The sequence below is a fragment of the Thioclava litoralis genome, assembly GCF_045278885.1.
Taxonomy (GTDB): Bacteria; Pseudomonadota; Alphaproteobacteria; order Rhodobacterales; family Rhodobacteraceae; genus Thioclava; species Thioclava litoralis.
The window spans coordinates 1234040-1247165 of the sequence record NZ_CP135443.1; the positions used below are offsets into that span (position 1 = coordinate 1234040).

General features: G+C 57.8%; 15 protein-coding genes. 6 read left to right on the plus strand and 9 right to left on the minus strand.

Annotation, left to right across the window (positions count from 1 at the left end; translation table 11 throughout):
- Positions 1-77: 77 nt before the first annotated feature.
- Positions 78-554 carry a CopD family protein gene (locus RPE78_RS06080; protein WP_406721511.1) on the minus strand — a complete coding sequence of 159 codons (477 nt, stop codon included), beginning with the start codon at positions 552-554 and terminating at the stop codon, positions 78-80.
- A gap of 407 nt (positions 555-961) precedes the next feature.
- On the opposite strand from RPE78_RS06080, the gene RPE78_RS06085 reads away from it, so the two are divergent.
- The 6 genes from RPE78_RS06085 (at position 962) to RPE78_RS06110 (ending at position 6384) form a co-directional block, all read left to right on the plus strand.
- Positions 962-1561 carry a Maf family nucleotide pyrophosphatase gene (locus tag RPE78_RS06085; protein WP_406721512.1) on the plus strand — a complete coding sequence of 200 codons (600 nt, stop codon included), beginning with the start codon at positions 962-964 and terminating at the stop codon, positions 1559-1561.
- Positions 1558-2394, plus strand: a complete 837-nt coding sequence (locus tag RPE78_RS06090) for a shikimate dehydrogenase (protein WP_406721513.1) — start codon at positions 1558-1560, stop codon at positions 2392-2394. The genes RPE78_RS06085 and RPE78_RS06090 overlap by 4 nt, the downstream gene beginning before the upstream one ends.
- A complete protein-coding gene (gene coaE, locus RPE78_RS06095) occupies positions 2391-2990 on the plus strand; it encodes a dephospho-CoA kinase (protein ID WP_339108614.1) in 600 nt (199 codons plus the stop codon). The genes RPE78_RS06090 and coaE overlap by 4 nt, the downstream gene beginning before the upstream one ends.
- Entirely contained in the window at positions 2983-3669 is a 687-nt protein-coding gene (dnaQ, locus tag RPE78_RS06100) for a DNA polymerase III subunit epsilon (protein WP_406721514.1), read from the plus strand. Before coaE ends, dnaQ begins: the two co-directional genes overlap by 8 nt.
- Before the next feature lie 97 nt (positions 3670-3766).
- A complete protein-coding gene (gene nadA, locus RPE78_RS06105) occupies positions 3767-4819 on the plus strand; it encodes a quinolinate synthase NadA (RefSeq protein WP_339108616.1) in 1053 nt (350 codons plus the stop codon).
- A 62-nt stretch (positions 4820-4881) separates the two neighbouring features.
- Positions 4882-6384: an L-aspartate oxidase gene (locus RPE78_RS06110; RefSeq protein WP_406721623.1), complete on the plus strand. Its 1503-nt coding sequence runs from the start codon at positions 4882-4884 to the stop codon at positions 6382-6384.
- Position 6385: 1 nt separating this feature from the next.
- On the opposite strand, the gene RPE78_RS06115 is transcribed toward RPE78_RS06110, so the two are convergent.
- The 8 genes from RPE78_RS06115 to RPE78_RS06150 all read right to left on the minus strand — a co-directional run bounded on the left by RPE78_RS06115 (position 6386) and on the right by RPE78_RS06150 (position 13114).
- Positions 6386-6865, minus strand: a complete 480-nt coding sequence (locus RPE78_RS06115) for an RNA pyrophosphohydrolase (protein ID WP_339108618.1) — start codon at positions 6863-6865, stop codon at positions 6386-6388.
- 46 nt (positions 6866-6911) lie between these two features.
- A complete protein-coding gene (locus RPE78_RS06120) occupies positions 6912-8321 on the minus strand; it encodes a S41 family peptidase (RefSeq protein ID WP_339108619.1) in 1410 nt (469 codons plus the stop codon).
- Between the two features lie 21 nt (positions 8322-8342).
- Positions 8343-9497, minus strand: a complete 1155-nt coding sequence (locus RPE78_RS06125) for a murein hydrolase activator EnvC family protein (protein WP_406721515.1) — start codon at positions 9495-9497, stop codon at positions 8343-8345.
- Positions 9497-11029, minus strand: coding sequence for a 2,3-bisphosphoglycerate-independent phosphoglycerate mutase (gene gpmI, locus RPE78_RS06130; protein WP_406721516.1), 1533 nt, complete (start codon positions 11027-11029; stop codon positions 9497-9499). Before gpmI ends, RPE78_RS06125 begins: the two co-directional genes overlap by 1 nt.
- Before the next feature lie 88 nt (positions 11030-11117).
- Complete coding sequence (locus RPE78_RS06135; protein WP_406721517.1) at positions 11118-11843, minus strand: hypothetical protein; 726 nt, start codon at positions 11841-11843, stop codon at positions 11118-11120.
- Between the two features lie 8 nt (positions 11844-11851).
- Entirely contained in the window at positions 11852-12319 is a 468-nt protein-coding gene (rlmH, locus tag RPE78_RS06140) for a 23S rRNA (pseudouridine(1915)-N(3))-methyltransferase RlmH (RefSeq protein WP_339108623.1), read from the minus strand.
- A gap of 16 nt (positions 12320-12335) precedes the next feature.
- Complete coding sequence (rsfS, locus tag RPE78_RS06145) at positions 12336-12701, minus strand: ribosome silencing factor (protein ID WP_406721518.1); 366 nt, start codon at positions 12699-12701, stop codon at positions 12336-12338.
- Positions 12702-12862: 161 nt separating this feature from the next.
- Positions 12863-13114, minus strand: coding sequence for a DUF6525 family protein (locus RPE78_RS06150; protein ID WP_339108625.1), 252 nt, complete (start codon positions 13112-13114; stop codon positions 12863-12865).
- Between the last annotated feature and the right edge of the window lie 12 nt (positions 13115-13126).

Genomic DNA, 13126 nt, shown 5'->3' on the forward strand with positions numbered 1-13126 from the left:
ATTGGAACGACTCCCGGCCAGGACGGTCGGGGTTTTGTCCTGCGCTAGATCAAAATCGCCCGCGAGTCAACGATTGCCTAGAATTTCACGATCACGGCGATGACAATCAGAACCATGAAAAGCGTGGGGAGCTCGTTCATCATCCGGTAGGTTTTGCCGCTACGGGTATTGCGGCCATTCACAAAATCTTTCCGGCGCAATCCAAGCCAGTGATGAAACCACGTCATCCCGATCACCGAAGCCGCTTTGACCCACGACCACGCCATCGTCCAGTCAACAACGCCAGGGATCAGAACCAGACACAGACCGAAGCTCCATGCCGAGATCATCGCAGGGTTCATGATCGCTTTCAAAAGCAGACGCTCCTGATGCTGGAACAGAAGATCCATTTCCGAACCCGCTGTGATCCCCTGCTTCTTGAGCCCTTCCACGTGATACACGAAGAGCCGCGGCAAATAGAACAGCCCTGCCATCCACGCCAGCACCGACATCACGTGGAAGGCTTTGATCCACGGATAATAGATCGCGAGAAAATCTTGCACGGCTGTCAGCATGGCTTGGTCTCCGGTGTTAGGCGCCAATCTCTCTCTAAAAATAAAAATATAATTAAGAAAGAATAGAAGATGATTATAGGCCCTGTGGATACTGTGGATTCACCGTTATTCCCCGATTTATCCACAGTGGATAAACTATTTGCCCACAGAGTCGATAACCTGCACGATTTAACAAGAAAAAATCATGTTTTCAAATGTTTGCAAAGTTTGCAAAGTCCGATTCGGCTTGTGGATAAACTGGTGGGAAAAGTTAACCTATATGAGTCGCTCACAGACTGAGGAAGACTCTTCTCACAGGTGGAAAAATATCTTCGAAGCTGCGTGAAACCTGCCGATAACTGTGGAGGAAATCGCCTGTCGGGGTTATCCCCTGTTTTATACATACGGTTACCGAGAGGCTTATCCACATGACTGTCCCCATCCTGCTGGCGTCCCAGTCCGAAATTCGGGCCCAATTGCTGCGCAATGCGGGGCTGGAAATCGTGGCAAAACCCGCCCGTATCGATGAAGAGATGATCCGTGCCTCGATGCAGGCAGAAGGTGCATCGCCGCGTGATGTCGCTGATTTTCTGGCCGAGATGAAAGCCAAGAAGCTCTCGCGCAGCGTCGCTGGCGTCATGGTTCTGGGGGCGGATCAGGTGCTTGATCTGGAGGGGCGGATCTTTTCCAAGCCGGACACCCAGGAAGCGGCGATTGAACAGTTACGCGCTCTTTCGGGCAAGACGCATAAGCTTTTGTCGGCGGCTGTGATCATACGTGACAATGAACCGCTCTGGCGGCATGTCGGCGTTGTGCGCCTGACGATGCATGATCTCTCGGAAGGGTTTATCGAGGATTATGTCACGCGTAACTGGGAATCTATCCGGCAGGCTGTCGGATGCTACAAGCTTGAAGAAGAGGGTGTGCGCTTGTTTTCCAAGGTGGAAGGCGATTATTTCCACGTATTGGGACTGCCGTTAATGGAGTTTCTGAACTGGTTGCGTGCGCGTGGGGAGCTGACAACATGAGCCATAAGAAAATTCCGCTGGCCGGTGTGATCGGTCATCCCGTGTCGCATTCGCGTTCTCCGGCATTGCACGGGTTCTGGCTGCGCAGCTATGGCTTGTCAGGTTATTATGTGCCGATGGATGTCGCGCCTGCGGATCTAGAAGCGGTTTTGCGCGGCTTGCATAAGGCCGGATTTGTGGGGGTGAATATTACCATTCCCCATAAGGAGGCGGCTCTGGCGCTGGCAGATGAGGTCAGCGACCGTGCCAAGCTGATCGGGTCTGCCAATACGCTGGTTCTGGCGGAAGATGGCAGTATTTTTGCCGATAATACGGATGGTTATGGTTTTATCGCGAATTTACGGCAAAGCGCTCCCGATTGGGAACCATCGGCGGGTCCTGCCGCTGTTCTAGGGGCTGGTGGGGCTGCGCGGGCCATTATTGTTTCCCTGTTGGAAGCTGGTGTGCCTGAAATCCGGCTGTGCAACCGCACCAAGGCCCGTGCCGAGGCGCTGGCCGAAAGCTTCGGTCCGAAGGTCAGGGTGTATGACTGGGAGGAGGCCGCAGCCATTTTTGACGGGGTGGCAACAGCGGTCAATACCACGTCTTTGGGAATGGAGGGCCAACCGCCATTCGACATCTCGCTGGATCTGTTACCGGAAACCGCATTGGCAACAGATATCGTCTATATTCCGCTGCTTACGGCTTTCCTTCAAAGGGCACAGGCGCAGGGATGCCGGATTGTGGACGGGCTGGGCATGCTGTTGCATCAGGGACGTCCGGGGTTTGAGCGCTGGTTCGGTCAAAGTCCCGAGGTAACCGAGGCCCTGCGCATCGAGGTTCTGGGTCAATGACCCGTCCTTTCATATTGGGCCTGACCGGCTCTATCGGAATGGGGAAATCGACCACGGCAGCTCTTTTTGCGGCTGCGTCCATTCCGGTTTGGGATGCGGATGCGGTCGTGCGTCAGCTTTATGATCTGGGCGGCGCTGCTGTTGCCCCGATCGCGGCGCAGTTTCCGAATGCCGTCAAGGATGGGAAGGTTGACCGCAAGGCATTGAAGGCGCTGTTGAAAGACACACCCGAGGCGATGGTCCAGCTGGAGGCGATCGTGCATCCGTTGACCGCGCAATCTCGGACGGAGTTCGTGGCATCCCATCTGCAGGAGCCGCTGATTGTTCTGGATATTCCGCTTTTGTTTGAAACCGGCGCCGATAAAGTCTGTGATGCCGTTCTGGTGGTCAGTGCCCCTGCCGAGATCCAGAAACAGCGCGTGCTTTCACGTGGAACAATGAGCGAAGCGGAGTTCGAGCTTATTCTGTCCAAGCAGATGCCGGATGCGGAAAAACGTGCGCGCGCGGATTATGTCATCGAAACGCTTGATGTTGAAACTGCGGCTCGGGATGTGCGACGTCTGATTGACCAGATCATGGAGAAGCCTCATGCGTGAGATTGTTCTCGATACCGAGACCACCGGATTTGAACCGAACGAGGGCCACCGTATCGTTGAAATCGGTGCGGTCGAGCTGTTCAACCATATGCCGACCGGCAATCACTACCACCAGTATATCAACCCCGAGCGGGACATGCCGACAGAGGCGTTCCAGGTGCATGGTTTGGGGAATGAGTTTCTGGCTGATAAGCCGAAATTCATTGAAATCGCACAGGATTTTCTGGATTTTATCGGACCGGATTCCAAGCTGGTGATCCATAACGCCAAATTCGATATGCGGTTTCTCAATGCCGAACTTGGCTGGGTGAAAAAGCCATTGATCGCTGATGACCGCGCGGTCGATACGCTGACAATGGCGCGGCGGATGTTTCCCGGGTCTCCGGCCACGCTTGATGCGCTATGTCGGCGGTTTTCTATCGATAACTCCTCGCGGACGCTGCACGGGGCCCTTCTGGACAGTGAAATTCTGGCCGAAGTCTATCTGGAACTTATTGGCGGGCGTCAGCCGGGCTTTGGTCTTAATCTTGATCAGCATGCCCAAAATGCTGGCCCTTCCGAGATCTGGCGCCCTGCACCACGTCCTCAGTCCCTGCCCTCCCGCGTGACCGAAATCGAGGCGGCGGCCCATGCCGCTTATGTCGAGAAGCTGGGAGAAAACGCAATCTGGAAACGCTGACTAATTGGTAAAACATAGTCTGAAATCCATTTTTCCATTCTATTGTTGGGGGAAATCGCGTAAAGGGCGGCTCAAGTGAAGGGGCTGGGAGGAAACCATGCTTGATTTTACCGCCATGCGCGCGACGCTCGCCGAAGTCTATGACCTGACACCTTCGGTCGAACTGGCCAGTTCTATGGCCGATATCCATGCGAAGATGGATCGGGTTATTCCGTTTCCGGACTTTGTCCGTTACGCCCCTTATATTGCGGCTATCAATAAGCTGAAGGCCGAAAAAAACGCGGTTATTCTGGCACATAACTATATGACGCCGGAAATCTATCATGGCGTGGCAGATGTTGTGGGGGATAGCCTGCAACTTGCCATCGAAGCGACCAAGGTCGAGGCGGATATTATCGTGCAATGCGGTGTGCATTTCATGGCCGAGACGTCGAAAATCCTCAATCCGGCGAAAACGGTGCTGATCCCTGATGTCGAGGCAGGCTGTTCGCTGGCCGAAAGCATTACTGCCGAAGGGATTGCCCAGATGCGCGCCAGATATCCGGGCGCGCCGGTTGTGTCTTATGTGAATACCACCGCCGAGGTGAAAGCGGCATCCGATATATGCTGCACCTCCTCGAACGCGGCCCAGATTGTGGCGGCCTTGCCCGAAGAGACGATCATCATGACGCCGGACCAGTATCTGGCGCAGAACGTTGCCAATATGGTGCCGCAGAAAAAGATCGTCTGGTGGGAGGGCTCCTGTATCGTGCACGAGCAATATACGCCGGAAGATATCAATGATTTCCGTGCGATGAATCCGGGCACCATGATCATTGCGCATCCCGAATGCCCACCCGATGTGGTGGATGCCTGCGATTATTCCGGTTCGACCAGCGGGATTATCGACTATGTCACCACCAATAAACCTGCCAAGGCGATGCTGGTGACGGAATGCTCTATGGCATCTAATATATCAGACGCTTTGCCCGAGATCGAATTTACCGGTCCGTGCAATATGTGCCCCTATATGAAGAAGATCACGCTCGAAAAGATCCTTTGGGCGCTGCATACCGGCTCCGAAGCGGTCGAAGTCGATCCCGAGGTGGCCGGTAAGGCGCGCGTCGCTGTTGAGCGGATGATCGAGCTTTCGAAGGCGGTCGCCAAGTGACCGAGCTTGCCACCAGTCGCGTTGTGATCATTGGCGCGGGGCTTGGGGCACTTTACGCGGCAATGCGGCTGGCGCCCCGTCCGGTTCTTGTCATTTCGCCTGAAAAGCTGGGCGAGGGGGCATCTTCGGTTTGGGCGCAGGGTGGGGTTGCGGCAGCTATGGCGGCAACCGACAGTTTCGAAGCCCATGCGCGTGACACCGAAATTGCGGGGGCGGGCACTGTGGTGCCTGAAATCGCGCAGATGGTCACCTCGGAGGCGGCCCGACATATTCTGCGCCTGACCGAAATCGGAACGCCTTTCGACCGTGATGCCAGTGGCGGCTATGTCATGTCCCGCGAGGCGGCGCATTCCGCCGCGCGGGTGGTGCGGGTCAAGGGCGATCAGGCCGGGCGCGAGATCATGCAAAGCCTGATTGCCACCGTGCGCGCCACGCCTTCGATACAGGTCCTTGAAGGCGTTATGGCCGTTGATCTGCACCAGAGCGGCGATCATGTGACCGGCGTCTTTCTGACGCGCGCGGACCAGCCCTCGGAAAGCGTTCTGCTTCATGCGCCTGCAATCCTGATGGCCGGCGGTGGTTCGGGCGGGTTGTTTGCCGTTACGACCAATCCGGCGCGGATACGGGGGCAGGTGATCGGCATGGCGGCGCGGGCAGGGGCTGTGATTGCCGATGCCGAATTCGTGCAGTTCCATCCCACGGCGATTGCTGTCGGATTGGATCCTGCGCCTCTGGCGACCGAAGCCTTGCGGGGCGAGGGCGCAGTTTTGCTGAATAACATGGGGCAGCGCTTCATGCTGGACGAGCATCCTGATGCAGAGCTTGCCCCGCGCGACATCGTGGCCCGTGCCGTTTACCGCGAATATCAGGCTGGCCGGCAGCCGGTTCTGGATACCCGCGCTGTGCTCGGTGCCGAGATACACGAGCGTTTCCCGTCTGTCGCACGGGCTTGTCTGGCTGCGGGGATCGATCCGGCCTTGACCCCCATTCCGGTGGCTCCGGCGGCGCATTACCATATGGGCGGTATCTGGGTCGACAGGCTGGGCCGGAGTAGCCTGAAGGGCCTCTGGGCCTGTGGTGAAGCGTCTTCGACCGGGTTACACGGGGCCAACCGGCTGGCATCGAACGGGCTTCTGGAGGCGCTTGTCTATGGCCGGATCTGTGCGGATGACATCGGCAAGGAAATCGCGCTTTGTGATGCGCCCGAAGTCACATTGGATTTTGCCGCCGGTGGTCGTCAGCCTTGCGCGGATACTATCGCCAAGCTGCGTCAGGCGATGACGGATGGGGTCGGTGTCATTCGGGATAAGGCGGGGCTGGAAAAAACGATTTCTGTTATTTCTGAAATGTCGAGAAATGAGGAAAATATCGTTTTCCAGAATATGCTGGCCACCGCGACACTGATTGCCTGTGCCGCCCATCAGCGCCGCGAAAGCCGTGGCGGGCATTTCCGTTCGGATTATCCGCAGCCTGATCCTGCACAGGCCCAACGCAGCCTGATGCTGCTGGCCGAGGCCGAGGCGCTGCGCGATAGGGTGTCGGCCTCTCTCGCGCAGCCTGCTTGAGCTATTTCACAAGATCTTTGAATTCGGCCAGAACGGTTTCATAGACCTTGCGCTTGAACGGCACGATCGAGGTGATCAGCTCGTCGGCGGATTTCCATGCCCATTCCGAGAATTCGGGATGTTCGGTGGCAATATTGACCGCGCTATCCTCGGCCAGAAAGCGGAAGGCGAACCATTTCTGTTTCTGGCCACGATATTTTCCGCCCCAGACCTTGCCCAAAAGCTCGTCGGGAAGATCATAGGTCACCCAGTCTTCGGTCTTGCCAAGCTTTTCGACCATATCCGCAGTCAGGCCGGTTTCCTCCCATAGCTCGCGCAGACCGGCTTCTTTGGGCTTTTCACCCTCGTCGATACCGCCTTGCGGCATCTGCCATGCGTCGACCTTGGCATCGATGCGCTTTCCGGCCCAGATCAGGCCGTCGTGATTGATCAGCACGATACCGACGCAGGGCCGGTAGGGGAGCTTGCTGAAATCCTGCATATCCGTTGTCCTTCAAAGAAAAGGGGCCCCGAAGGGCCCCGTCCTGTTACTTTTTCGTCTCTGCTTTTTGCGGCGCGGGGGCGGGCGCTTCTGTCGCATCTTGGGCCGCCTTCTCGGCAACCTCCGGTGCGATAGCACTCAGGCCCTTGAGGATGTCGATCGCATAGGCCAGCTGGTAGTCCTGCTTGCGCAGTTCTGCCGCATCGGCTGCACGCTTCATCTCTTCCTCGGCCTGCTTTTTCTCTTCCTCGGTCATCGAGTCATTGCTGAGAACGCCACGCAGATCGGCCTCGGAGCGCATATGGCTTGCGCTGCTGGCCGTATCATCCTCTTCCGCATTGGCTTGCGGGGCGGGTTGGGCCACAACGATATCGGGCGCAATCCCCAAAGACTGGATCGACCGGCCCGAGGGCGTGTAATAGCGCGCGGTGGTCAGACGCATCGCGCCTTCATTTTTGATCGGCATAACGGTCTGAACCGAGCCTTTGCCAAAGCTCTTCTCGCCCACCACAATCGCACGGCGATGGTCTTGCAGGGCACCGGTCACAATTTCGGATGCCGAGGCAGAGCCGCCATTGATCAGGACCACAATCGGCTTGCCCTGTGCCAGATCGCCCGGCGTGGCGTTGAAACGCTCGCTGTCTTCGGGGTTGCGGCCGCGGGTCGACACGATCTCGCCCTTGTCGATAAAGGCATCCGACACTGCAATGGCTTGCGTCAGAAGACCACCGGGGTTGTTGCGCAGATCCAGCACGAAGCCCGAGACCTTATCCATCCCGCCAGCTTCCTTCACCTTCTCTTCAAGCTGCTGCTTGAGATTGGGGAAGGTCTGGTCGTTAAAGGTCGAAATCCGCAGCACCACGGTCGATCCTTCCAGACGGCCTTTCACAGCGGTCATCTTGATCGTATCGCGGGTCATGGTCACGTCGAAGGGGTCTTGTTCGCCCTTGCGCGCAATGGTGACGGTGATTTCGGATCCCACGGGACCGCGCATCAGATCAACCGCCTGATCAAGGGTCAGCCCCAGAAGGCTCTCCCCATTCACATGGGTGATGAAATCGCCGGTTTTCAGGCCCGCTTCGGCGGCAGGGGTCCCATCCATAGGGGACACGACTTTGACAAAGCCGTCTTCCTGCGTCACCTCGATACCAAGACCGCCAAAGCTGCCGCGGGTCTGGACCTGCATATCCTGATAATCGTCGGGCGGCATATAGCTCGAATGCGGATCGAGCGAGCTGAGCATCCCGTTCACAGCGGCTTCAATCAGCTTCTTGGGGTCGGTTTCCTCGACATAATCCTTGCGGATACGCTCGAAGATGTCGCCGAACAGGTCGAGCTGCTCGTAGACCGCGGCATTGTCATCCGCTTCCTGCGCCATCAGGGGCGCGGCGATCTGCGTCGACATCACGATCCCTGCGACCGTTCCGCCCAGAGCCGCCATGACCAGTTTTCTCATCCTAACCTCAATCCCGTCCTATTATTTCGAGCCGTGAGCAAACCAATCAGCAGGATTGATCGGCTCGTCGCCCTTGCGTAATTCCATATAAAGCGTTTCCGTTCGGTCGGCGCTACTACCTTTGACGGCGCTGTCGACAAATTCGACACCGAATTCACGGGCGCTTGGTTCTTTGCCACCCATCATGCCCAATGCACCGCCTTGCGGCACAACGTCACCCGTTTCTCCATACACGGTTCCCAGCCCTGCCAGAACCAAAAGATATCCGTCCGATGGTTCGATCACCATCACATTTCCGTAGTCCAGAAGCGGGCCGAGATAACGAATAGTTGCAGGCCAGGGGGCGGTTACCAAGGCCGAAGGGGCAGTGGCGATCACCCAGCCGGGGCGGCGAATACCGGCGGCATCGGCCTCGTTATACTTGCGTAACACACTGCCGATCACCGGCAGGGGCAGTTTTCCCTTGGCAGACTGGAAGTCATTGACCGGCGCGCCGATATCGCTGTCCAGATCCAGAATGCCGCTGGCAAAGGCTTCCAGCGTATCGGCGCTTTGCACGAGCTGCTGAAGATCCTGTGGCGTTTCCAGATAACGTCCGGGCAGCGCCTCGCGCTTGGCAATGGCTTCGGCAAGCTGGGTGCGCGCGCGCTGGACAGATTCCATGCCCTTGGCCAGAACGTCGATTGCGCCTTGCTGGATGTCGCGCATCTGTTTGATCTCGTCGAGCTTGACCGAAAGCTCTTTGGCTTGCGCTTGCAGGGCAGGGGTCACCGATCCGAGGATCATGCCGGAGCGGGCCGTGCCGACCGGACCCGCAGGATGCATCAGCAGCATCGGGCCGTCGGATTGCTGCATGGACGACATCACCCCCAGTAGCCTGCCGATTTCATCACATTTGCCATCGAAGCTCTGTTTGATTTCCGCTTCGCGAATGGCAAGGCGCCGCAATCCGTCGCGCAGCGCACTCAGCCCGTGCTCGTAGGCGTTGATCGTGGCAGTCAGGCTTTCGATCCGTTCGGATTTGGTCTTCGCATCATCCATGGCGGCAATGGCACCGCGCAGATTTTGCGCGGCTTGCAAAGCATTATCCATTGCCGGATTACCTGCGGCAAAGACCGCACCGGACATCAGGCCATAAAACAGGGCCGAACCAAGAAACCGAAAGCCGAACCGCATCAGAGATCGATCAGGCTCTGGCCCGTCATTTCTTCCGGCACGGGCAGGCCCATCAGCCCCAGAAGCGTCGGGGCCAGATCGGCAAGACGGCCCGTATGCAACTTGGCACCAGCCGGCCCGCCCACCAGTGCGACAGGCACCAGATTGGTGGTATGCGCGGTATGCGGACCACCGGTTTCGGGGTCGATCATGGTTTCACAGTTGCCGTGATCGGCGGTGATGACCATCGCGCCTCCCGCCTTTTCCAGCGCCTCGCGCACGCGGCCGATATCGCGGTCGATCTCCTCGCAGGCGGCCATCGCGGCTTCCAGCGATCCGGTATGGCCTACCATATCGCCATTGGCATAATTCACCACAATCAGGTCGTAGCCTGCCTCGATCGCTTCGACGAATTTATCGGTCACTTCGGGGGCGGACATTTCGGGCTGCAGATCATAGGTCGCCACTTTCGGCGATTTCGGCATGAAACGGTCCTCGCCCTCCCACGGCTCTTCCTTGCCACCATTCAGGAAGAAGGTCACATGCGGGTATTTCTCGGTTTCGGCAAGGTGGAACTGGCTCTTGCCCTGTTTCGAGACCCATTCGCCCAGCGTATTGACGATTTTCTTTTTGGGGTAGGCGGTTGTCATATAGGCGTTATGGCTGTCGGAATATTCGACCATGCCCAGCAGAGCCGCCCATTCGGGGCGGGCAGATGTGTCGATACCGTCTTCGGCAAAATCGGGGTCAGCCAGGGCCTTGAGGATTTCGCGCGCACGGTCAGCGCGGAAGTTGAGGCAGAAGAAACCGTCGCCCGATTGCGTGCCCTTGTAATCGCCGATGACGGTGGGCGCGATAAATTCATCCATCTTGCCCGCGTCATAGCTTTGCTTGACGGCTGCCTGAGGCGTTTCGGCATGCGACACATCCCCTGCGGCTTTGGTGATCGCGTCATAGGCACGCCCGACACGTTCCCAACGGTTGTCGCGGTCCATTGCCCAATAACGCCCGATCACGGTGCCCACACGCGCCCCTTCCGGCAGACGGTCCATCAGTTCGTCGATAAAGCGCGCCGCACTGTCGGGGGCCACATCGCGCCCGTCAGTGATTGCATGCAGCACAACCGGAACACCGGCCTCGGCCAGCGCGCGGCATCCCGCCAGAACATGTTCGATATGACCATGCACGCCGCCATCCGATACCACCCCGAACAGATGGGCGGTTCCGCCGGATTGCTTCATCTTCTCGGTAAAGGCCAGCAGCGCCTCGTTCTTGAAAAACGACCCGTCCTCGATGGCCAGATCGATCTGGCCCAGATCCATCGCCACCACGCGGCCCGCACCGATATTGGTGTGGCCCACTTCCGAATTGCCCATCTGTCCCGTCGGCAGCCCGACATCGGGGCCGAAGGTGATCAGCGTAGATTTCGGGCATTCGGCCCAGATCCGGTCGATATTGGGGGTTTTGGCAAGGGCAGGGGCGTTGCCGACCGTCTCGGCGCGTTCGCCCCAACCGTCAAGAATACAAAGAACAACGGGCTTAGGATGGGTCATGGCGGCCTCTTTCAAATCAGCAGGTTCTGCATAAGCGTTCCTCAGCCATGCGGCAAGTTTCTCGGACAGGTTCTCCGAAATTCGGCGATCAAGCGGCGGTGAACAGAATTCGGGCCGCCTTTGGCTCGGAACAAGGGATTTCAGTTAAAAATGCGGCATTGAACAGGGTTTCCAACGCCTCATCCGGTTCATCGGCGTAAGAGCGGCGCAGATCAAGAACCACGGCCCCGCCCATACGCAACGTTTTTTGGAAGATCGGCAGATAGGTCGGGATCGGGTAGTGAAACCCGCAGGATAATGTGGAGATGACCAGATCGGCATGCAGCCCGTCAATCTGCTCCGGCGTCTTGCGCGGGTTGATCCGGCGCACCCGCTTGGCGCCGTTTTGACGCAAAAGCTCTGCCGCTTCGGCCAGCGAGGCATATCCCGCCCCTGTCTCCGCCCAGAAATGGTATTGTTCCGGTGTCTCCTCGATATCGATCAGCAGGAAGGACGGATCGTGATCGACCAGCAGGAAAAGGTCCCCCAAAGCCTGACCGCATCCGATATCGATCACCGATTTCGGCTCTATCTGGGCTTTGGCAAGGGCTGCGGCCAGATGCTGGTGATCGGCATGCAATTCACCAAGGACGGAGTCGAATATGGCGCGACGATGCGTTTCTGCGTCCTGCATCAGCGGGGTAGGGTTGCCGTTACTCCATGCTTTCTGGGCCGATCTCGAAATATGGCGCGTGCGTTGATAGCCCAGCAGAGCGATCCCGCGCGGTGACAGGGCCTCATCCGAAAACATCTGGAACTCAGAGGCTTGCATCATCTGCCCTGTTAGACGCGGTGATAGGGGGTACCGGCCAGAATTTGTCCGGCGCGATAGATCTGTTCGGCCAGCATGACGCGCACCAACATATGCGGCCAGACCATTTTCCCGAAGCTGATCGAGAAATCTGCGCGCTGGCGCAGGGAAGGGTCGATACCGTCCGCGCCGCCGATGATAAAGCACACATCCCGCGCCTGATCGCGCCAGCCACCCAGTTTTTCCGCGAAATCGGGCGAGGAAATAACCTGCCCGCGTTCGTCAAGCGTAACGATCGCGGCCCCTTCGGGGATCGCGCGTTCAAGCAGCTTGGCCTCTTCCGCCATTCCCAGATTGCGTTTGTCTTCGACTTCAACGACCGAAGCGGACCCCAGCCCAAGGCTACGGCCCGCTTTGTTGAAACGGTCGAGATAGTCGGTGATCAGCGTCAACTCTGGGCTTTTGCGCAGCCTGCCTACCGCCAGAACGGTTACTTTCATCTTGCGGCTATCCGGATCAGATGGGGTCGCCCGTCGGCACCCACATTTTTTCCAGTTGGTAGAATTCGCGCACTTCCGGACGGAACACATGCACGATGACATCATTCGCGTCGACCAGAACCCAATCGCCGGCTTCTTTGCCCTCGATTTTGCAGATGATACCGAATTCGTCTTTCAGCCGCTCTGCAAGTTTCTCGGCAATGGCGGCCACCTGACGGCTGGAGCGGCCAGAGCAAATCACCATATGATCCGAGATCGACGACCGACCGGCCAGATTGATCGTAACGATTTCTTCGGCCTTGTCGTCATCAAGCGAGCTGAGGACGCGTTCTAGAATTTGGTCGCTTTTCAAATTGGTACTTGCCACGATATCAGCAGTCATAGGCACCACCATTGCACCGGAATTGACCGCTGCGAGTTCAGGATGAGACAGGACATAGTCCTCCGAGAGTTGCACGCCGTCCAAGCCCCGACGCTGGGCATGAGGTCAAAATAACATCCGGCGCAGGAAATCTCAACTTTGGCTGGAGGAAATTCGACGCGTCATGTGAAGCGGGCCGCACGATCGCGTTCAAGTGCCCGTTTTTCTGCGCGGTCCAGACGGGTAATAATCTGGGATAGGCCTTCTCCGCGCGCTTGTGCGCGTGACCAGATCTTGTGGCACGAGCGGGCAGACCAAGGCAGGGCGGCTTGTGCGACCCACCGCCTGAGCGGCGCAGGCAGCGCATCGTAATTTTGCATCGTATTGGTTTTCAAAGGGCGCTTCAGGCGCGTCGAGCCCAGATTTCCCACCATGTCTGCTCCGGC